Annotated in this window: 13 protein-coding genes; 1 reads left to right on the plus strand and 12 read right to left on the minus strand. The window is 73.2% G+C overall.

Features of this window, described 5'->3' with window-relative positions:
* Nucleotides 1-8: 8 nt before the first annotated feature.
* The 12 genes from P1V51_14545 to P1V51_14600 all read right to left on the minus strand — a co-directional run bounded on the left by P1V51_14545 (nt 9) and on the right by P1V51_14600 (nt 18,218).
* A complete protein-coding gene (locus P1V51_14545) occupies nt 9-2,069 on the minus strand; it encodes a DUF3488 and transglutaminase-like domain-containing protein (protein MDF1564265.1) in 2,061 nt (686 codons plus the stop codon).
* Nucleotides 2,066-3,067: a DUF58 domain-containing protein gene (locus tag P1V51_14550; protein ID MDF1564266.1), complete on the minus strand. Its 1,002-nt coding sequence runs from the start codon at nt 3,065-3,067 to the stop codon at nt 2,066-2,068. The genes P1V51_14545 and P1V51_14550 overlap by 4 nt, the downstream gene beginning before the upstream one ends.
* A 7-nt stretch (nt 3,068-3,074) precedes the next feature.
* Entirely contained in the window at nt 3,075-4,040 is a 966-nt protein-coding gene (locus P1V51_14555; protein MDF1564267.1) for a MoxR family ATPase, read from the minus strand.
* A gap of 8 nt (nt 4,041-4,048) precedes the next feature.
* Nucleotides 4,049-4,990 carry a GNAT family N-acetyltransferase gene (locus tag P1V51_14560; GenBank protein MDF1564268.1) on the minus strand — a complete coding sequence of 314 codons (942 nt, stop codon included), beginning with the start codon at nt 4,988-4,990 and terminating at the stop codon, nt 4,049-4,051.
* Nucleotides 4,991-6,943, minus strand: coding sequence for a M1 family aminopeptidase (locus tag P1V51_14565; protein MDF1564269.1), 1,953 nt, complete (start codon nt 6,941-6,943; stop codon nt 4,991-4,993). It abuts the gene before it with no gap.
* Nucleotides 6,936-7,970: a radical SAM protein gene (locus P1V51_14570; protein ID MDF1564270.1), complete on the minus strand. Its 1,035-nt coding sequence runs from the start codon at nt 7,968-7,970 to the stop codon at nt 6,936-6,938. The genes P1V51_14565 and P1V51_14570 overlap by 8 nt, the downstream gene beginning before the upstream one ends.
* A complete protein-coding gene (locus P1V51_14575; protein ID MDF1564271.1) occupies nt 7,960-8,667 on the minus strand; it encodes a hypothetical protein in 708 nt (235 codons plus the stop codon). Before P1V51_14575 ends, P1V51_14570 begins: the two co-directional genes overlap by 11 nt.
* Nucleotides 8,668-8,695: 28 nt before the next feature.
* The gene (locus P1V51_14580) at nt 8,696-8,866 is read right to left on the minus strand and encodes a hypothetical protein (GenBank protein ID MDF1564272.1); all 171 of its coding nucleotides are present in this window, start codon (nt 8,864-8,866) and stop codon (nt 8,696-8,698) included.
* Between the two features lie 37 nt (nt 8,867-8,903).
* Nucleotides 8,904-15,938 (minus strand): FG-GAP-like repeat-containing protein, encoded by a 7,035-nt coding sequence (locus P1V51_14585; GenBank protein MDF1564273.1) that lies wholly within the window; start codon nt 15,936-15,938, stop codon nt 8,904-8,906.
* A gap of 183 nt (nt 15,939-16,121) precedes the next feature.
* Entirely contained in the window at nt 16,122-16,430 is a 309-nt protein-coding gene (locus P1V51_14590) for a PqqD family protein (protein ID MDF1564274.1), read from the minus strand.
* 3 nt (nt 16,431-16,433) lie between these two features.
* Complete coding sequence (locus tag P1V51_14595; protein ID MDF1564275.1) at nt 16,434-17,390, minus strand: electron transfer flavoprotein subunit alpha/FixB family protein; 957 nt, start codon at nt 17,388-17,390, stop codon at nt 16,434-16,436.
* A gap of 36 nt (nt 17,391-17,426) precedes the next feature.
* Nucleotides 17,427-18,218 (minus strand): electron transfer flavoprotein subunit beta/FixA family protein, encoded by a 792-nt coding sequence (locus tag P1V51_14600; GenBank protein ID MDF1564276.1) that lies wholly within the window; start codon nt 18,216-18,218, stop codon nt 17,427-17,429.
* Between the two features lie 329 nt (nt 18,219-18,547).
* Here P1V51_14600 and P1V51_14605 point away from each other — a divergent pair, with 329 nt between their 5' ends.
* A complete protein-coding gene (locus tag P1V51_14605; protein MDF1564277.1) occupies nt 18,548-21,910 on the plus strand; it encodes a hypothetical protein in 3,363 nt (1,120 codons plus the stop codon).
* Nucleotides 21,911-21,939: the final 29 nt, after the last annotated feature.

A 21,939-nucleotide genomic window follows, 5' to 3' on the forward strand; every position in this document is an offset into this window, starting at 1 on the left:
GACCCCTATCACGCGGCCCGCCTCTGGGGATCCGTGGGGAGGCGCTCGAGGGTCTGCTCACCCCGGGCCTTCAGGCTGCGGGCGTCGGCCACGCTGAGCGGCGCGCCCCCGAAGCGGGTGGCCTCGTAGCGCGCGAGGAGCCCGCCGAGGGAGCGCAGGACCTCGGGCTCCCCGGGCCAGCGCTCCGCCGCCCGCGCGAGGAGATCCTCGGTGGTGTCGGAGGGCGCGACCTCGAGGCCCCGGCGGCGAAGGCCCCGCACCCAGCGGCGCAGGAGGGCCGCCGCCCGGCGCTCGGCGGCCGGGGGCGCCCCCTCCCGGGACGCCTGCGAGCGCAGGGCGTGGCGGAAGAAGAGCGCGAGGAGCACGGCCCCCAGGAGGACCAGCGCCCCGCCGAGGAGGCGGCCGAGGCCGGGCAGCGAGCCGTCGATCCGCTCGCTGAAGCGCCGGGCCGCCTGCATCATGTCGCGCACCATGCCGATCTGAGCCCGGATGTCGTAGTCGAGGACGAGGGTCGACCAGCGCTCCTGGGTGGCGTCCCAGAGATCGGCCAGGCGCTCCTGCCACCCCTGCCCGCGCTGGGTGCCGCGCCCCTCGGCCGGCGTCGGATCGTAGCGCACCCAGCCGGCGCCCTCGCGCCAGACCTCGACCCAGGCGTGGGCGTCGGCCTGCCGCAGGATCTGGTAGCCCCCGCTCTCGTTCCACGCGCCGCTGTAGAAGCCGGTGGCCAGCCGGGCCGGCACCCCGGAGAGGCGCAGCAGGACGGCCATGGCGGTGGCGAAGTACTCGCAGTGTCCCTCCTTCCGCTCGAGGAGGAAGTTGGCGAGGGAGGGATCGGCGCCGGGCAGCTCGAGGGTGTAGCCGAACTCGGAGGAGAGGTGCCCCTCGAGGTAGGCCGGGAGGCGCTCGGGGCTGCCCGCCTCGCGCAGGAGCCGGCGGGCCAGCTCCACCACCCGGGGATCCTGCTCGGGCAGCGCCAGCTCGGCCTCGGTGGGCGGGCGCCGGTCGATGGGCGCGGCGCTCTTCGGCAGGAGGACCGTGTAGCGCCAGGGCTCGGTGGGATCGCCGACCGTGCGCAGCTCGGCGGCCCGCACGCCGCGCATCATCCCGAAGCGGCCCCGGCCGTCGCGGCCGTCGAGGCGCACCCAGGTCGCGGCGTCCGGCACCGGCAGGACGGTGGTCGGCAGATCCGAGACGACCTCCACGGCCAGCTCGCGCTCCGCCGAGAGCTGGGGCTCGGGGATGCGCAGCACGGCCCGGGTGGGATCGCCCAGCTCCTCCACCGGGCTCGCGCTCCAGCTCTCGCCGTCGTAGCGCTCCAGGGCGTGGGCGCGCCAGTAGAGGCCCTCCAACCGCTTGCGGGCGGCGTCCCCCACCGGCCGCACCCGCAGGACGACCCGATCGTCGAGCTTGATCCGGCCGAAGCCGGCCAGCCGCACCCGATCCGAGAGCCCGGACCCCTGCGCGGCCGCCGGGCGGCGGAAGCCCAGGGAGATCGGCGTGCGGGGGAAGATCACGAAGAGGACCGTGGTGCCCAGCAGCGCCACCAGGGTCATGCCCACCACGCCGAGGACGAAGCGGCGCCCGACGATCTCCCGCACCGGCAGGGCGAGGGCCGCGTCCCCCGCCTCACGGCGAAGCTGGGCCAGCAGGAGGGCCCAGACCAGGGCGAAGACGAAGGGGATGAAGGTGAGGAGATAGGTCACGTCCGGCGAGAGGGCCGCGGCGCCGGCGAGCACGACCACCGAGAGGAGGTGCGCCTGGGCGTGATCCTCGACCGACTCCCGGGCCAGCACCCGCGCCGCCAGCAGCAGGCTGGAGAAGGTCCCGGCGACCACGACCAGGTCCATGCCGCGCAGGAAGCCCAGCAGGAGGAGCGGCAGGGCGGTGAGCGCGGTGGCCAGGACGAGTCGAGAGGGCAGGCGCCCCTCCGGCACGAAGTAGGCGGCCACCAGCACCGCGCCGATGAGGGCGACGAAGAGGGGGTGGAGGAAGCCGCCCACCGCGACCGAGGCGAAGGCGAGGCCGCCGGTGAGCACGGTGGCCAGCCGCAGGGCCTTGCCCAGGCTCACGCCGCCACCTCCCGGTCGCCCCCACCCCGCGGCGCCCCGGCCCGGGGCAGCAGGGCCAGCGTCGAGAGGAGCCGCCGCCGGTGGGCCCGCCCCTCTCCCGGCCCGAGGCTCGAGGAGGGGGTGTCCAGGGCGACCGCGTCCCCCTGCTGGAGGTGGGCCTCGAGGGTGGAGGCCGCGTCCCGGATGGCGGCCTCGTAGGCCGCGTCGTCTCCCTCGGGGCCCCGCAGGACGAGGCGCACCTGCCCGCCGGTGGAGAGCTCCCGCTCCACGATGAGCAGGGTCCCCATCCGCAGGGAGCGGCGCCAGTGGATCTGGCGGGCCTCGTCGCCGAGGCGGTAGGGCCGCAGGGCGTGCAGCTCGTCACCGCTCCCGGCCCGCGGGCGGCTGGCGGCCAGCGCCCGGCTGCGGGCGACCGGCTCGAGGCGGGTGGCGCGGCCCCGCCCGGGCCAGACCAGGAGGGTGGTGCCCTCGCGCAGGTGGCGGGTCTTGGCGAAGATCCCGAAGGGGTAGCGGGTGGTGACCCGCAGCACGCCCAGCTTCAGCTCCCCCCGCCGCTCGGCCTTGACCCGCAGGCGCAGGTTCCGGGAGGAGGAGGCGGGCAGGTGGAAGAGCGTGGCCTCCTCGACGGAGTAGCCCTCGCCGGGCTCGGCGGTGAAGCGCAGCCCGATGGAGGGGAAGAGGCGGTTGCCGTTGTGCACCTCCAGCCCGACCAGGGTGGGCTCGCCGGCGCGGATCTCGGGAGGCAGGCGCAGACGCAGGGAGATGCGCTTGAGCGCCGACTCGGAGAGCAGCCCCGAGAGGACGATCAGGGCCAGCAGCACGCCGAGGGCCAGGAAGAGGAGGTTGTTGCCGGTGTTCACCGCGGCGAAGCCGACCCCGAAGGTGAGGCCGATGTAGTAACGGCCCTCCCGGGTCACCTTCAGGGAGCGGGGCGGCCGCAGGAAGCGGCGCAAGGCCCTCCACCCGGTCCGCCAGCGGCTCTCGAGCACCCTGGACACCTCGTCTCTAGGTGGGGACCGGCACCTCGGTCACCAGGCTCTCCAGGAGGGCCTCGGACTGGGCGCGGGTGGGATCCTCGCCGGAGGCCAGCACCAGGCGGTGGGCCCAGCAGGGCCTCGCGAGGGCCTTCACGTCGGCGGGGGTGACGTAGTTGCGGCCGCGCAGGAGCGCCCGTCCCCGGGCGAGGCGGGTGAGGGCCAGGGTCGCGCGGGTCGAGGCGCCCGCGGCGATCTCGCCGCTCTGCCGGGTGGCCTCGGCGAGGTGCAGGACGTACTCGGCCACCGAGCGCTCGACCCGCACGTGATCGACCTCCTTGCGCAGGGCGAGGACCTCCTCGGCGGAGCTCACCGGCTCGAGCGCCGCGACCGGATCGCCGCCCTCCCGGGAGATGAGCAGCCGGCGCTCGTCCTCGGGCGAGGGGTAGCCCACCGAGAGGCGCAGCATGAAGCGATCGAGCTGGGACTCGGGCAGGGGGTAGGTGCCGTAGTGCTCCAGGGGGTTCTGGGTGGCGATGACCAGGAAGGGATCCGGCAGGGCGTGGGTCTTGCCGTCGACGGTGACCCGCCCGTCGCTCATCGCCTCGAGCAGGCTGGACTGGGTGCGGGGGCTGGTGCGGTTGAGCTCGTCGGCCAGCACCACGCTGGCGAAGACCGGCCCCGGCGCGAAGCGCAGCGTGCCGTCCATCTTCCCGGCCTCGGGCACCGCCGAGCCGACGATGTCGGCCGGGAGCAGATCCGAGGTGAACTGGATGCGGGAGAATGGGAGGCCCAGGCTGCGGGCGAGGGCGTGGGCCAGGGTGGTCTTGCCGACGCCGGGCACGTCCTCGAGCAGGACGTGGCCCCCGGCGAGGAGGGCCAGCAGACACAGCTCGACGGCCTCGGCCTTGCCGACCACCGCGCGGGCGACGCTCTCGCTGACCCGCTGGGCGAACTGCTGCACCTCGAGGAGCTCTTTCTTCGCAGCGACTTGCACGGTCACCACTATAGACCGTCGGGAGGGCCGCGCTCTTCCCGGAGGTCGAGGACGAAGGCGTCGATGGGCTCTCCCCGGGCGGGGCTCACCGCCACCCGGCGCGCGGCCGGCTGGAAGCCCGCCCCCAGGAAGAGGCCGCGGGAGGCCAGGTTGTCCCGGGCGATCTCGGCGTGGAGGCTCTCGAGCCCCTCCTCCCGGGCCCACTGGATCGCGGCCGCGAGGAGCGCCCGACCGAAGCCCCGCCCCCTTATCAGCGGTCGCAGCTGGATCTGGAGGAGCCCCCTCCCCTCTCGCCGCAGCAGGCGCAGCCCGCCCAGCGCGCGCCGGCCGCCGCCGCCCGCCTCGACCACCCAGAAGTGGCTCGCCTCGGCGGCGGGGGGCGCCTCCTCGCTGACCACCGCCTCACGCCAGAGGCCGAGGGCGGAGAGCCCCTGCAGGTCGGCGGGCTCGAGGCGCTCGAGGCGCCGCAGGTGCAGCCCGGCCGGCCGCGACGCCCGGGCCTCCAGGCCCTCCCGCAGCCGGCGCAGCGCGGGCAGCACCCGTGGGTGGGAGAGGGCCCCCGAGATCCGCTGCAGGGTTCGCCCCACCCCGGGGGAGAGGGCGAGCCGGGTGCGCAGGCGCCCACCCCCGCCGGCCGGGTCGGGCACCCAGACCCCCACCACCCGCTCCAGGGGGATCCGCTCGATCCCGGCCCCGGGCCGGTCGGCGCGAAGCAAGAGGGCGCCCTCGGCGAGGCCGACCACCCGGTGGGCCAGCCAGCCCTCCTCGGTCTCGTAGACCGCGACCTCCCCGCGCCGCGGCGTCCGCGCCTCGACGCTCAGGGGCTGCCCCGGCACCAGCAGGGGCGCCATCGAGACCCCCGCGAGGTAGAGCCGGGCCCGCCCCTGCTCCCGCAGGCCGAGGCGCAGCGCCCGGTGGAGGCGACGGATCCGGGGGCGGCTCGAGCTCATTCAGGGTCCGCAGGGGAGGCCATCGGGCGCGACGACCTCCCGCGCCTCCCGCAGGCAGCCCTGCACGTCCCGGGCGAGGGCCGGGGTCCCGGGATCGCCCCGGTCGTCCTGCACGCTCCAGGTCAGGGGGAGCTGCCAGGGGCGGTTCGGATCCGAGCTGACGCCGGCCCGCTGGGTGATGCCCAGGGAGACCTGGAGCCCGGTGGCCTCGTCCCGGAAGTAGGGCTCCCAGGCCAGCTCGGGGAAGCCGGTGCTCGAGAGCCACTGCTGCCAGAACCAGCCCAGGTCCGCCCCGGCCTCGGCCTCCGCCGCGGCGGTGAAGGCGTCGGTGCTGGTGTCGGCGAAGCGGGTGGCCGCGGCGTACGCCCCCAGCGCCCGATCGAAGGCCTCCCGTCCGAGGGCGGACTCGAGGTGGCGCAGCACCCAGGCCCCCTTCAGGTAGAAGACGTAGTCCTGCAGCTGGCCGGGATCCTGGGGCCGCACCGGCACGTCCCGCCCGGGCTGGCCGCCGTAGCCGTTGTCGACCAGCTCCAGCAGGAGGGTCAGATCCTCTCCGGCGTGCGCGCGGGCGGCGTCGGGGCCGGCGAGCAGCTCCAGGGCGCGGTGCGCGCAGTAGTCGGCCAGCCCCTCGATGAGCCAGGCGTCGCGCAGGTCGGCGACGAAGCTCGCGTGGGCCCACCATGCGTGGGAGAGCTCGTGGGCGAGGAGGAAGCGGGACCAGGTGCTCGGGGCCTGATCCCAGCGCACCGTCGGCAGGAGCACGAGCCCGGGACCCGAGTAGCCCACCCCGAAGGCGTCCGGCACCTGCACCATCGCGATCTCACCCCCGGGGAGGGGGCCGAAGCGCTCGACGTAGAAGGCGAGCACCGTGGCGAGCTCGGCGGTGTGCTGGACCAGATCGGGGCCGCCGCTGGCGAGCGCCGCCAGGGTCAGGCCTCCCGGCCCGCCGGCCTCCTGGTAGGCGCCGGCGGCGAGGAGGGGCCAGGCTCGCAGGGGCTGGGAGAGCTCGCGGGTGGTGACGCTGCGCCCGGCGCCGGCGGCCACCCGATCGACCTCGCTGCCCCCGGTGTGCACCCGGAAGGCGTCCGGCGCCTCGACGGCGATGCTGAAGGTGATGGCGCCCGAGGGGAGGTCGGCGGGCCGGGGGAACCAATCCACGCCGTCGCCGGCGTAGACCAGCTCGGCGGTGGCGTCGGCCACGGTGCGCCCGCTGCGGCTCTGGGAGAAGCTGGCCACCCGCCAGTCGATCTCGAGGGTGACGGTCGAGCCGGCGGGGCGGCTGAAGGCGAGGTCCACCGTGACGCCGTCGGGGCCCGGCGCGAAGGTGAGCGGCGCGCCGCTGCCGTCGCGCACGGCCGAGACGGTGCCGAGCACCCCCAGCTCCAGCGCCGTGAGCGCGACCAGCGGCTCGAAGGTCAGCCTCGCGGTGCCCACCAGATCGTCCCCCGAGGGGTCGAGGAGGGAGAGGTCGAGCTGCACCGCGCGCATCTCCAGTTGCTGGGGCGGCCAGGCCGGATCGATGGTCCAGGTGAAGCCCGCCGGGGAGTCCAGGCCCTGGCTCTCGCTGCCGGTGCCGGCGGGCCAGTGGACCGGGCCGCGCAGCTCGCCGTTCACCGCGCGCACGCCGACCCGCTCGGTCTTCTTCGGCAGCTCGAGGCGCGTCTCGCCCTCGGCCAGGGGCGTCGTGAAGGTCTCGCCCTCCTTCACCAGGATCGCCTCCCAGCGCTCGGCGACGCTCTCGAGGGGCGGATCGAAGGTGAGCACCTCGCCGTCGCTCTCCACGGTCGGCGCCAGCAAGCCCGGCGCGGCGCCGAAGGGCACCCGGGCGTCCGGGTCGAGGCGCACCACCACGCCCTCGTAGAGCTCGCCGGCGGGCTCCAGCTCCAGCTTCGGGCCGCAGGCCGCGATCCCCAGGAGCACCGTCACGAGAAGAACGGTCTTCAGCTCATCCACGTCCCACCCCATCCTCTCCCACCGAGGCGAAGGCCTCGTCGAAGTCTCGCTCGAAGGTCTCCCGGAAGATCATCTGGCTCGCGACCAGCCGCCGCTCCTGCTCCCGGCTCGAGAGCAGCGCGTCGAGGCGGCGGGTCGCCTCGGGATCCGATAGCAGCTCCACACAGGTCTTGCACACCGGCACCTCGCTCGAGGTCTCCCGCCCCAGGCAGGCGGCCAGCGCCCGCGGCCCCAGCGCGGCGACCCCGGCCAGGACCCGATCGTGGCGGGCGGCCTGAAGCGCGGCGCCCGGATCGTCGCCGGCGGCGAGGTCCGCCAGCACGTAGGCGCTCTCGGGGCCGCAGTCGAGGGTCGGCCCGCAGCAGGCCCGGAGCACGCCCCGGTAGTCGAGGGAGAGGAAGCGCAGGTTGGAGCAGCCCCCCTCGGTCGCCGCCTCGCTCCCCCCGAAGAGCTCCGGGGGGAGCCGCTCCGCGCGCCCGAAGGGAGAGAGCTCGGCCCGGAAGAGATCGACCCCGGCGGCGCGCAGGCGGCGGGTGGCCTCGGCGACGGCGGGCTCCCCGGGGCGGCCGGTGAGCTGGACGATGACCGGCAGCCCCGCGGCCTGGCAGAGGCGCGCCGCCGAGATGACCAGCTCCAGCCCCCCGAAGGGGGCGTGGTGGGCGTCGTGGGAGAGGTTCACGAGCACCACCCCGGCCTCGCGGAACGCCGCCAGGGTGCGGGCCGCCTCCCCGGGCTCCCGGGCGAAGTCCCCGGCCGAGACGACGCTCACCGGCACCCGGCCGCCCACCTGCCGGGCCAGGGCGACCACCAGCTCGGGCTCGAGGAAGGGCTCACCCCCGGTGAGGCTCACCGCTCGCACGTGGGGGAGGATGGCCTCCAGGCCGGGCAGGGCCCAGGCGAGGTCCAGCCGCTCCTCCCGCTTCGGACCGGAGCGGGTGTAGCAGTGGGCGCAGGCGAAGGGGCAGCGGGCGGTCACCAGCACCGCGAGGCCGGTGAACTCCAGGAAGGGCGGCCGCTCAGCCGGCATAGACCGCGTCCCGGGTGAAGCGCAGGCGCCCGTGCTCGACCTCCGAGAGGAGGCGCAGGAGGGAGGGGACCTGCGCCGCGCGCAGCCGCGCTTCCTCCCCCTCTCCTCCCGCCTCACCCGGAGCGTAGATCTGCCCGGCCAGGTGGGAGAGGACCTCCGAGGCCGGGCGGCGCTCGAAGCGGGTCTCGGCGGCCTGCTCGAGCCAGGCGATCCGCGTCAGGGGGTAGACCTCGCTGCGGCCGGGGCGGCCGCCGTCGGACCACCAGGGGGTGCCGCAGAGGCGCCAGCCCTCGGGGGTGGGGAAGACGAGGGCGCTCTCCTCGGTGATCGCCCGCGCGCCGGCGTTGCCCGCCAGGGTGGTCTTGCCCACCTCGGGGGGGCCGAAGCAGAGGTGCGCCCCCTCCCCCACCTCGAGGGCGGCGGCGTGGACCAGGAAGCCCCCGAGGGGAGCGATCGCCCGCACGAGGACGAAGCGCAGCGCGGCCCGCAGCTGCTCCATGCCCACCGGGCCGGCCGCCCGCACCACCCGCGGTCCGAGGGCCTCGATCCGCATCGCGCGCGCACCCTCGAGCTCGAGGCGGCGCGCGCGGTGGCTCACCGGCCCGTGCTCGAGGTGGTAGGCCTCCGCGCCGGGCGGGCCGGCCGGCGCCCCCGCCCCGAAGACCTCCTGCCAGACCCGATCGAGCCTGATCTCCACCGGCCCCAGCGAGAGCGGCGCGTGGGCCTCAGCCCTGGCCGGACGACTCATTCTCGTCCGGCGGCGCGTCCCGGAAGGGGCCCGAGAAGATCACGCCCCCGGTGCCACTGCCGCCCAGGGGCGTCACGAAGCGCAGGGTCTCGGTGATGATGGCGGGCGACTCGTAGGGCAGCCGCTCCTTCTTCTCGACTTCACTCATCTCATACTCCTGGTGGGTCCGCCCGGGGGCGGGACCGTCAGTCATGATACACGATGATGGTCCCGTTGGTCGGGGTGGACACAAGATCGGCCACGAGCAGGTCGGGCCGTCCATCTCCATTGTAGTCCCCGATGTCCACGGACAAACCCACGGCCGCCAGACTGGCCGAGAGCAGCTCGGTGTCGGGATAGAGGGGGTAGTGGGTCCCGGAGCCGGTGTTGAAGTAGATCCCGGCCCCGGAGGGGGTAGTGGCGTTGTTCGAGCCCACGGCCAGGTCCGGGCGGCCGTCGAGGTTCAGGTCCCCGACGGCGAGGTCGAAGCCCCAGTTCGCCACGGCCTGCCCCACGGGCACCCGGAGGGTCGTCAGCAGGGCGCCGACGCCCGCGGCGGAGGTGGGGTAGATCCGCACCCGCCGGTGGTCCGCGTCCGCGAGGATGAGCTCGGGGGTGGCGGCGCCGGTGACGAAGGCGGAGACCGCCCGGTTGCCCAGGGCGTTGGCCTTCTGGCTCGCGGTGGTGCTGCCCGAGGTGGCGCCGGTGAGGGTGGTGAGGGTGCCGGTGGTCGCCGAGACCGTGCCCGAGGCCGCGCCGAGGCTCGCCCCGTCGTAGACGTAGGTGGTGGCGATGGTGGAGGCCGGCAGGGTGAGCTCCTCGGCGCCGTCGCCGTCGAGGTCTCCGAGGCCGGTGACGCCCCAGCGGTAGCCGAAGATGTCGTCCACCGCCCCACCCTCGAGGGTGAGCTCGGCCAAGGTCACGGGGACGTAGAAGGTGACCCCGCCGTCGTCGGTCGCGGTCTGGGCCACCTGCCAGGCGGCCTTGGTCCGGCCGGCGAAGACGTAGGCCCGGCCCCGGGCGGAGGCGGCGCCCGGCGCGCCCACGATCAGCTCGGCGCGCCCGTCGGGCGTCGCGTCGGCCACCTGCCGGAAGTCGGCCGGCGCCCCGACCATCTTGCCGAACTCGCCGACGCCGGTGGCGCCGCGCAGCTCGACGAAGTCGGCGGCGTTCAGCCAGCAGAGGCTGAAGTCGGCGCTGCAGTCGGTGCCGCTGCGGTCCTGGCCGAAGTAGATCCGCACCCGGCCGCGGTTGGCGCCATAGCCGCTGGCGCCCACGATCAGATCGGGGATGCCGTCGCCGGACACGTCGCCGGAGGCGAGGTGCATGCCGAAGAGATCCCCCGCGAGGCCCGGCGAGAGGCGCTGGCGGCGGGCGTCCTGCGCGCTGTAGGCGGCGCCCCCGTAGTAGACGTAGGTGGCGCCGGCGGCGTTCGCGCCGGAGACCCGGAGGGTGACCGCCGAGGCGGCGAAGTCGGGGTGGCCGTCGTTGTTCACGTCACCGATGCCGGCCATCTGCCAGGGGAAGTTCCCGCCCTCCCCCATCAGGTTGGTCACCGTCCAGGGGTTGGCCTCGGTCACCACGTTGACCAGGGGCGAGCGGTTGCCCACCTCGTCCTCCGCCCGCAGGGCGATCCAGTAGGAGTTGATCGGCGGCAGGGGGGTGAGCGCGAGGCTCTGGCCGGTCCCCGGCGCGCCGGGCGCGAAGCCGACGGTGAAGGGGTGCGCCCCGTCGAAGTCGGTCTCGTTGGCGATCGCCGCGTGCTCCCAGCTCAGGCTGTAGGCCGCCGCCGTGCCGCTGTTGCCGTCGTCGCCGGTGTCGGTCCAGGTGAGCTCGACGGTGGCCGCCCGGTTGTCCGTGAGGCTCGAGCTGACGGCCGGCGCGGCCGGCGCCTGCACGTCGACGGTGATCGGCACGATGTCCTCGATCGTGTTGCCCGCCGCGTCGGTCACGCGGGCGGTCAGATCCCCGACGCTGTCCTGGGCGATGACGACGTCCACCAGGCTCACGGTCTGCGGGGAGCTGGTGATGCTCACCGCGCTCACGAGGTCCGCGCCACCGAAGAGCAGGCGCAGGGTGCCGCCGATGGCGCCGGTGACCTCGAAGGTGAAGTCCGCCTCGAGGTTGCCGCCGGCGATCCCGTCCTGCACGACGGTGGTGCCCATCCAGGTGCCCGCGGCGAGGTAGCGGTTGGTCGCCGACACGAAGGTGAAGGCCGCGCCCACCGGGGCGGTGCGCGTGAGCCCGGGCGCCGTCACGTCCACCGAGGCGTCGAAGGTGGAGGTGGTGACGTTGCTGGCCGCGTCGACGATCCGCGCCATCACCGGCACCCCGGTGGCGCCGTCGGCCAGCCCCAGGAGGAAGGAGGCGTTGCCCGTGCCCGCGTCGCTGGCGACGGTGGTGACGAGGCTGCCCGAGACCCAGAGCTCGATGTCCCGACCGGCGCAGTCCGAGGTGGAGGCGGTGACGGTCGTCTGCAGGCCGGCGGTGCCCGGCTGCTCGTCGTCGCTCACCACGAAGGTGACGTTGGCGCTGGCGGGATCCAGCCAGCGGATGCTGCAGCCGAGGGTGTCGACGGTGATCTGCACCGGGCTGGAGACGCCGACGTTCCCGGCGGTGTCGGTGACCTCGGCCCGGACGTCGTAGGTGGCGTCCGAGAGGCTCACGGCCTCGGTCTGGGGCTGGCTGGCGGCGACGGTGCGGTTGGCCAGGGTGCCGCCGGTCCCCTGATCGACGAGGATCAGGGGGTTGCCGGTGGCGGCGCCCGCGACCTGGATCTGGAAGTCGACGCTGCCCACGTTGAGGGTCGTCCCGCCGGCCGGCGAGAGGATCGACACGGTGGGCGGCAGGGTGTCGACGGTGACGGCGCGCTCGGTGTTGGCCGGGTTGCCCACGGCGTCCTGGACCTGCACCCGCAGCTGGTGGCTGCCCTGGGTCAGGCTCTGCCCGGCGAGGCTCGCGGCGCCGCCGGAGAGGGTGGCGGTGCCGACCGTGCTCCCGTCCACCAGGAAGGTGACGGTCTGGCCGTCCTCTGCGTTGGAGACCACGGCGTAGGTGAAGTCGTAGTCGGCGGTGGCGGGGATGGCGTCGCCCGCCGCGTTCAGGTTGCTGCCCGCCGGGCCCGAGATGGCGATCGTCGGCGCGACCGTGTCCACGATCAGCGGCAGCTGCGCTTGGGGATCGGAGAGCGGCGGGTTCACCGAACGGTTGGGGTTGCCGGCCGCGTCGTAGACGGTGGCGACGAGGGCGTGTCCGCCCTGGGCCAGGGTCCCGCAGATCGTCGCGGTGCCGCCGGAGACGGTCGCGGTGCCGACCAGGGTGCCGGCCGCCGGGTTGTTGGTCTCGATCCGGGCCACCTGGCCATCGGCGTCCACCGCCGTGAGGGTGAGGCAGACCTGCCCCCCGCTCCCGGCGAGCTCGAGGGCGTTGATCGAGCCGGAGGGCGCCATGGTGTCGGTGTCCGCCACGAAGGTCAGCACGTCCGGAGGCGTGGTGTCGGCGCAGAGGGCCAGGGGCGCGGAGGAGCTGTAGTTCCCGGCCCGGTCGCGCACCTCGGCCTGCAGGGTCTGCACGCCATCGGCCAGGGTCGCCGGCAGGAAGACCGCGACGTTGCCCGAGACCGTCGACTCGTCGATCACGAAGGCCGAGGGGTTGCCCTGGCAGCTGCCGAGGCCGCTGCCCGGATCCACGCTCGTGCAGAGGGAGAGGGGCAGGCCGTCCTCGACCCCCACGGTGCTCACGTCCACCTGCAGCTGCAGCCCGGCGAGGGTGCCGTTCAGGTCGTCGAAGACGTTGAAGCAGGGAGGGAGGCTCGTGGGATCCGGGCGGGTGATGGAGACCACCGGGGCGCCCCGATCCACGGTCACCGTGACGCTGGACTCGGTGATGTTGCCGGCCGGGTCGGTGGCCACGGCCACCAGGCTGACCGTGTCGGTGTCACCGAGGGTCAGGGTCGTCCCGTTGAAGATGTGATCGACGGCGGCGGCGGCGGGAGAGATCGGTGATCCCTCGGCCGGCTTGCGGCTCCAGCCGGTGGCCCCGGTGTCGCCGAAGGTGTTGGTGACCAGCAGGGCCACGCTCCCGGCCGTCCCGACCCCGGAGAAGCTCACCCGCACGTTGCGCTGGAAGCCAGCGGTGCCGGAGGTGTCGTCGCCGTCGTTGAAGATCCGCCCGGTCAGGATGCCGGGGAAGGCGACGGTCGGGGCCAGGCGATCGACGCTCACGCTCACCGTGGCCGGGGTGCTGACGTTCCCGGCCTGATCGGTCGCGGTGAAGGTGAGGGTGCAGGTGGTCTGATCGTCGAGGGTCGGCCGCACGCGAGCCTCGATCTGCGTCCCGAAGACCCCGAAGGTCACCGGCAGGACGGTGGGCGCGGCGCCGCCGCAGCTCACCTCGAGCGAACCCGCGGAGCCGGCCTTCACCGAGCTGCCGGTGGAGGGATCACTGGCCGTCCCGACGAAGGCGATCTGGAAGCCCGCGGCGGCGCTGGCATCGGCGTCGGTGAGGTTGAAGGTCTTGCCGTCGGCGGGGGAGGAGATCACGGCCACCGGCGCCTCGAGGTCCACCTCGACGGTGGTGCTCAGGGCCGGCGCCTCGTCCACGCCGCCCACGTCGCAGGTCGCCTCGAGGAGGTTCGTGCCGTGGTTGCCGGCGGCGTCGGTGGAGAAGGTGACGCCGGAGAAGACCAACTCGCCGCCCGAGGCGGTGCCGGTGGACGTGGTGGTGGCGCCGGAGGGATCGGTCAGGGAGAGCTCGACGGTCGCGCCGTCGGCCGCGGAGGTGCGCACCCGCACGTCCGCCTGCACCCCGTCCGAGAGATCGGCGTTCTGGTCCGCCGGGGCGCCCAGAGAGGCTCCGTCGATGGGCTGGACCAGGTTGCAGGTCACCACGCCGGTGCTCACCGTCACGTTGATGGAGCGCTCGCCGGTGAGGCCGGAGACCGAGGTGGCGACTGCCCGCAGCCGGTGCGGACCCTGGGGCAGGTCCACGGCCGGGAAGATCGCCCGGAGGGAGGCGTTGGTGGCCACGGGCCCGATGGGCGCCCGGTAGACGAAGGTGCCGCCGTCGTCGTAGCCGATCTGGAGCACCACGGAGGCGCCCGCCGGCTTGTTGGGCACCTGGACGGTCACGTCGTACTGGAATCCCGGGGCGGCGGCCACGTCGTCGGCGAGGGTCAGGAAGAGGCCATCGCTGGGCTGGACGAAGACCACCTGGGGCGGGTTCGCGTCGATGGTCACGCTGACCGGGCTGCTGCTGACCGCGTTGCCCGCGACGTCGGCGGCGCTGGCGGTCAGGACGTGGGCGCCCGAGGGGAGGTTCAGGGCCAAGAGCGTGCCATCGGAGGCGACGCTGCCGCTGCCGGAGAGCCCGGTGTCGGTGCTCACGCTGACGATCTGCCCGTCCTCGAGGCAGGTGGTGACCACCTCGACGGCGACCGAGGTGTCGTAGAGGGTCGCGCCGTCCTGCGGGAGGGCGATGGTGATCGCGGGCGGAGAGATGTCGACGGTGAAGCTCACCGGCGCGCTGTCGAGGCCGGTGCCGCCCACGTCGATGGTGGCGGTGCAGGTGGCGAGGGCGCCCTCGCAGGGGAGGGAGGCGAAGGTGACCTCCACCCGGGCCGTCCCGGCGGCGCCGAGGCTGCCGGCGCCGGTCCCCGACGCGCCGGTGCAGACCACGCTCACCGCCGAGCCGGCCGGGAGGCCGGGCGCCGAGACGTCCACCGGCACGGTGGTGTCGGTGACGCCGGAGGATGCGCGGTTCACCAGCGCGCCCGCGGCGGGCGCGGCGATGGTGACCTGCTCGCTGCCGGTGGAGAGGACGAACTCCACCGGGCCGTCGGTGCCGACGTTGCCGGCGGGATCACCGATCGCGACCTCGGTGGACCAGGCGCCGTCGGCGTCGAGGGTGACCTCGAGGAGGTAGCGGTTGGCGTTGGTGGGATCGACGCAGCCGTCCACCCCCACGACGCAGGAGGCGGTGGCGGTGGCCCCGGTGTCCAGGTTGGTGAGGAGCAGGTCGATCTCGGCCGAGCGCTCGGGCTGCTGGGGGTCGGGGGTGACCTCCAGGCCGGGCGCCTCGACGGTGACGTCGATCTGGATGCCGTTGGTGGCGTCGCCGTCCTTGTCCGACGCGAGCCCGAGGAGGATGCCCGAGGTCGGGAAGAGCATCACCGGCGCGGGGCGCAGGGAGTCGACGTGGTAGTCCACCGGGGCGGAGAGGCCCGAGGGGCTGCCGGCCCCGGCCGGGCGCACCTCGACCTGCACCCGCACGGCCTCACCGTCGGGCAGGGTCACGGCGCCGAAGTCCACCGAGGTCGTGGTCACGTCCACCGTCGCGAGGTCCGCACCCTCGACCATCAGCACGGCCTGGCCGCCCTGGCAGTCGGGGGTGGTGGCCCCGAGGAGGGCCTGGATGCCGTTCGCTGCGTTCCCGTCCTCGTCGGGCACCGCGGTGCGGCCCGGCAGCCGGGGGGTGTCACCGTCGAGGTTGAAGACCACCGCGCCCTCGGGGCTGAGCCGCACCTCGCAGGAGGGGGTGTCGACGATCACCCGCACCTGATCGCTCCAGGAGCCCGCCGCCGCGGTCACGGTGGCGACCAGGAGGTTCGCGCCCTCGCTGAAGGTGACGGAGGGGAAGGTGGTGGTCGGGCCGGCGAAGACCACCGAGGGCAGCCCCCGGCCGTCGATGGTGAGGTTGGCGGGGGTGCCCGTGAGATCCTCGCTGCACTGCACGACCACGTCGTGCTGGAAGCCGCGGGTGCCGGGATCGGCGTCGTCCGCCTCGCCGAGGGTGGAGTCGGCGACCGGCTGGACGAAGGCGCAGTCGAGGGTGACCGGGCGCTCCACCGCCACGGTGACGGTGTCGTTGGCCGCCAGCTCGCTCTCGCGGTCCCGCACCGAGACCGTGATCCGGGCCAGCCCGTCCGCGGGATCGCCGACCACGGTGACCGCCGGGAAGGAGATGGTCGTCCCCACCACGAAGCCCGGCACGGCGAGGTTGGCGTCCTCGTTGACGATCACCGAGGCGCCGGAGCCGTCCTCGACGTTCTCGACGGTGGCTTCGACCGGGATCTGGATCCCCACCCGGCTGGGGTCGACGTCGTCGTCCAGGGTGATCACCTGCGCCTCGGTGGGGCTGGTGATGTTGATGACCGGCTCCTTGCCGCCCTTGCCGCACTTGCAGCCGGTCAGCGGCAGCAGGACGACCAGCAGGAACATGAACGCCGAACTCAGGTGACGCATGAGCACAACTCCCTCGAGATTGGAGACAGCGGCGCTCGATCAGGATGTAGCGCGCGTACCTCTTTCCCTCCCGCGCGCCCGATCCTCTGGACCAGCGCCAATCAGAGGGATCCTAGCGGATATCGGTCGCTCTTGTCCCGATTCGGGGGGAGGGGCGCGCCGAGGGGCGCCCGCCCCCTGGCTTCAGCCCCGAGCGGCCAGGACCAGGAGCCCGCTCTCGATCAGCTTGCGGGCGAAGACCAGGACGTCGTCCCGGGCCTCGGGGAGCTCGACCTCGTAGCGCTCGCAGAGGGCCTGCGCGAGCTGCTCGAGGGAGGTGGAGCCGTCCATGCGCTCCCAGAGGAAGGGGCCGACGCCGGTCAGGGCGTGCATGACCCCCTCCGCGGGCTCGACCACGATGGTCTCGCCCTCGTACTGCTCGAACGCCAGCCCCTCCCGGGGCCTCGGGCAGGCCCCGAGAGACAGGCTGGCTTTCGTCCCCCGTCCGGCCAAGGCCTAGGCCTTGGCCTTCTTGATCTCCTCGATCAGCTCGGGGATGGCCTTGAAGAGGTCCGCCACGAGGCCGTAGTCGGCCACCTGGAAGATCGGGGCCTCCTCGTCCTTGTTGATGGCCACGATGACCTTGGAGCCCTTCATGCCAGCGAGGTGCTGGATGGCGCCGCTGATGCCCGCGCCGATGTAGAGGTCGGGCGCGACCACCTTGCCGGTCTGGCCGATCTGGTACTCGTTCGGAGCCCAGCCGGCGTCGACCACCGCGCGGGTGGAGCCGATGGCGGCGCCCAGCTCATCGGCCAGGGCCTCGATGATGCCGAAGTCGCCCTTGGTGCCGCGGCCGCCGGCCACGACCACGTTGGCCTCGGTGAGGGCGGGGCGCTCGGACTTCACCAGCTCGAGGCCGGCGAAGGTCACCTTGGCGGCGCCGGCGTCGAGCTCGACGTCGAACTTGGCCACCTCGGCGCTGCCCCCCTCGGCGATGGGCTCGAACTCGGTGGGCCGGCAGGTGAAGACCTTCTTGGCGGTGGTGATCTCCACCTCGGCCATGACCGCGTCCGCCCACATGGGCCGGGTCAGCTTGTTGCCGTCGACGGCGACCACGTTGGTGGCCATGCCCGCGTCGAGGCGCGCGGCCACGCGCGGGAGGTAGTCGCGACCCTGCACGGTGCTGGCCGCACCGATCCAGGTGGCGTCGGTGGCGTTGGCCAGATCGGCCACGGCCTTCGCCATGTGCTCGGAGAGCCCATGCTCGAGGGCGTCGTGCTCGACCACGTGGACCTTGGCGACGCTGCGGGCGGCCAGATCGGCGGCCAGCCCCTCGACGCCCTTGCCCAGGAGCGCGACCTCGAGGGAGAGGCCGTTGGCGTCGGCGATCTGCTTGCCGCAGGTCAGGGCGCTGTAGGTGGCGGCGAGGATCTTGCCTTCGCGATGCTCGGCGATGATGAGAACGGATGCCATGATGTTTCTTCCTTTGTTCCGATTCTGTGGGGAGCGCTAGAGGACCTTCGCCTCGCTCTTGAGCTTGGCGACGAGGGTCGGCACGTCGGGGACGATCTCGCCACCGGCCCGCTCCGGGGGCGGCTTGAGGCCGAGGACCTTCACCGGCTCGTCCAACGCGACGCCCAGACCACCGGCGTCGATCTCCTTCAGCTCCTTCTTCTTCGCCTTCATGATCCCGGGGAGGGAGGCGTACCGCGGCTGGTTGAGCCGCAAGTCGCAGGTGACCACCGCCGGGAGGGAGAGGGAGAGATCCTCGAGGCCGCCGTCGACCTCGCGGGTGACCTTCAGGGCGCTCCCGTCGAACTCGAGGCCGGGCTTCTTCGCCTTCTCCTCATCGGACTCGAGCGAGGCCCGCTTGCTGGCCTGGGTCGCCAGGGCCCAGCCGAGGCGCTCGGCCAGCCGCTGCCCGGCCTGACCCTGATCGTCGTCCACCGCCTGCTTGCCCATCAGGACGAGGTCGGGAGACTCCTCCTCGACCACCTTCTGGATGAGGCGGGAGGCCACGTCGGCGCCGACGATGCCCGCGGTCTTCACGAGCACACCGCGATCGCCGCCCATCGCGAGGGCGGAGCGGATCTCGGCCGTGGTCTCGGAGCCACCCACCGAGAGGACGACCACCTCGCCGCCGTGGGCATCCTTTAGTCGCAGCGCCTCTTCCACCGCGATCTCGTCGAAGGGATTGACCTTGTAGTTGATGCCGTCGGTCACGATGCCGGAGCCATCCGGCTTGACCTTGATCTTGGACTCGGGGTCCTCGACACGCTTGACGGTGACCAGGATCTTCACGATGAACCTCGCTGGTTGATTTCTCTAGTAATATTGAGAGCTTGTATGCCCGGATCGATCGATCCGCGCTGGCACCCTAGACCGCCCGTTCGGAGGGGTCAAGACACCCTGCCGCGGCGCGTCAGGTCCCCCCCACCCCGCGGTCTGCCCGGCCGTGGCGGTCGCTTGACAGGGATCGAGCGTGCACCGGACACTGAGCCCTCAAGATCGGCCGTACCCACGTCGAGGAGGGAAGGGAGGCCGGAGCGAGCGCGCGGGCTCCGTTTCGTGACGGAGCCGGCCCGGTGATGCTCCGTTCGGCCCGGAGCCTCCGATCACCGGGAGTGCAAATGAACAGGCTCGCAGCCCCCCTTCTCGCCACCACCTTCCTCACCGCCCTCGTGGCCCTCACCGGCTGCCCGGGGGGCGGAGGGGGCGACACCCCGACCATCACGGTGACGGCGGCCCCCCTGACGGTGCTCGCGGACGGCGTCAACACGGTCACGATCAACGTCTCGGCGGCGATGGAGAACGGTGACCCGGCCACGGGCCTCCTGGTCCTCACCACCGACCGGGGCAGCCTCGATGGGGGCGGCAAGAGCCTGACGGCCACCCTCGCGAACGGCACCATCCCGCCGGTGGTCCTCACCACCTGCAACAGCTTCACCGACGCGAGCTGCGCCGGGACGGCGCGGGTGCGCGCGGCCATCGGCCCAGTCTCGAGCACCGCCTCGATCGTCTTCGAGGAGTGGCGCCGGGAGGTGAACTGCGAGGACACGATCGACGACGACGAGGACGGCCTCACCGACTGCGCCGACACCGACGACTGCGCCGACGGCCTGGCGCTCACCAACGGCATGGTCTGCAGCGGCGGCGCGAACGTCTGCCAGCCCACCGACGCCGGCGGCAACGTCGTGGCGGCCGAGACCACCGAGGCCACCTGCGGCGACGGCGTGGACAACGACTGCGACGGGGTCGCGGACTGCGACGACTCCGACTGCGAGGCCCGGGCCTGCTCGGCCAACGACGAGATCTGCACCGCCGGCTCCTGCGCCTGCTCCAACAGCGGGGTCGAGGCCTCCACGGTGGGTGACTGCTACGACGGCATCGACAACGACTGCGACGGCCTCGTCGACGGCCAGGATCCGGACTGCCTCGGCCGCGCCTGCAGCGTCAGCGGTCAGCGCTGGGGCGATCCCGCGGGCACCGGCACCGTCACCTGCGACTGCTATCAGGATCAGGACCCCGAGGCCGCCTGCCAGGACGGCTTCGACAACGACTGCGACGGCGTCGCCGACTGCGCCGACTCGGACTGCGACATGGCGGCCTGCGACGATGCCGCCCAGGCCCCGAACGACGTGGGCCTGACCTGCGGCTTCGCGGTGGCGGACTGCGTCTGCGCCACCGACCCGCTGGGCACCGGCATCGAGGCCGCCTGCAACGACGGCGTGGACAACGACTGCGACGGCCTCACCGACTGCGAGGACGCGGTGAACTGCACCGGCCAGGCCTGCGCCGCCAACGGCATGGTCTGCGACACCTCCTCCCCTTCCGTCTGCGCCTGCCCGGGCGGGACCGTCGAGGCCAACTGCGGGGACAGCGCCGACAACGACTGCGACGGCCTCTACGACTGCGAGGACCCCGACTGCCAGCCCAAGACGAGCCCGGTCACCCCCGGTCAGGTCTGCGGCGCGAACGGCCTCACCTGCAACGCGCTGGGCGCGTGCGCCTGCCCCGGCGGTGAGATCTCCGAGACCACCTGCAACGACAACAACGACAACGACTGCGACGGCCTGCGCGACTGCGCCGACCCGAACTGCGACATCCTCACCTGCGCCGGCTGCGGAGCCCCCGGCGGCTGCATCTGCGACGCCGCCACCACGGCCTGCGTGGCCGACCCCGGCCTGAACCGCCTGACCTTCACGGCCAACAAGAACCGGGTCATCGCGGCCTACGCCGGTGCCACCCCTGCCGTCGAGGTGACCCTCACCGCCATCGTCGAGGACAACGGCGGCCCCGTCTCCGGCTACAGCGTCGACTTCAGCGTGCCCCAGGGCACCCTCTTCGAGTCGGGCACCTCCCTCTACACCGGCACCACCGACGCCAACGGGCAGGTGATCGTCCACTGGCGCCCCGAGAACCAGGTCGGCAAGCTGGTCGCCGCCGAGGCCACCATCGTCACCGATCCCGGCACCGGCTCGACCACCACCAAGCAGGTGCTGGTCGACGTCATCGGCCTCGACAACGTCCTGGTGGAGGACGTGCAGTTCACCACCATGGGCGCCCGGGACTCCGGCTGGCAGGAGACCAACGACATCTCCTTCCGGGTGCTGGGCACCAACGGCACGGACACCGGGCTGACCATCCCCGACGGGGTGCCCGTGAACTTCACCCTCTCCAACACCGGCGCGGGCGGCCTCACCCTGACCCAGTTCACCGGCTCGACCGTCTCCGGCCTGGTCAACACCACCGCCATCTCGGGGACCCAGGCCGTGCCCTTCACGGTGACCGCCACCGTGAGCATCGTCGGGAACACCGACACCGCCACCACCGGGACGATCAACATCGTCGGCGCCAAGCCGAACTATCAGGGCTTCACCTTCTCCTGCGCCAAGAAGAACGTGAACGGCCTGGGCGACTTCCCCAACGACTCGAACTTCTCCTCCACCAACGTCACGGTCTCGGTGGCCTGCTCGGTGAACGTCTCCGACCGCTGGAACAACCCGGTGGCCGCGGCGGCGGGCGTCTCGGTCCTCTTCACCACCGAGGCGGGCACCATCGAGACCAACAAGGCGGTGACCAACGGCACGGCCTCCACGTCCTTCCGGACCACGGGCGGCCTCCCCTTCGACACCAGCCCCATCGCCAACGAGCCGAACTGGAGCCACACCTTCAACTCGGTCACCAAGGTCCGCAACCCGCGGGACGGCTTCTACACCCTCATCGCCTACGTGACCGGTGAGGAGGCCTTCACCGACGCCAACGGCAACGCCGTCTACGACGCCGGCGAGCAGTGGATCGACCTCGGCGAGCCCTTCGTCGACCGGGACGACAGCGGCGCCTGGGAGACGGGCGAGTTCTTCTTCGACAGCAACACCAACGGCAGCTACGACGGCCCGAACGGAACCTGGGACGCCCAGACCACCATCTGGGACGAGACCCGGATCGTGGTCAGCGGCTGCTGCGGCGACGAGGGCGTGCCCGGCCTCGGCTTCCAGAGCAACTTCGGGGACATCGCCGACGGCGGGAACTCCACCTCCCTGCTGCGGGTCTCCGACATCAACATGAACCCGATGGCGGGCGGCACCGCCCTCACCGTGGGTCCGGTCACCCCGAGCCCCCTCTCCCGCGCCGAGTTCCCCGACGGCGCCGTGAACCGCTCCATCCCCGACGTCTGGGGCATGGCCTGGGTCGAGAGCACCGACTGCAGCGCCGCACCCCAGTGCGTCCACGCCACCTCGATCTCCTTCCCGCCCTCGTCGGGCTACGGCTACGAGGTGAACGTCACTGCCCGGGACGGCACGGCCAACAACGGCAACTGCAAGCCGATCACCGCCCCCACCTGCACCCAGGCGGGCGCGGTCTGCGTCGACACCGGCACCGTCGGGGACGACATCGGCGAGTGCCAGGTGCAGCAGGCCTTCACCGTCCGGGCCCAGGCCGGCCCCTGCAGCCCCCTCTCGATCTACACGGCGACCGGCACCGTCGACTGACGACGGGCCGGCCGCGGCCGCCCTCCCCC

This window comes from Deltaproteobacteria bacterium, assembly GCA_029210625.1.
Lineage (GTDB): Bacteria > Myxococcota > Myxococcia > SLRQ01 > SLRQ01 > JARGFU01.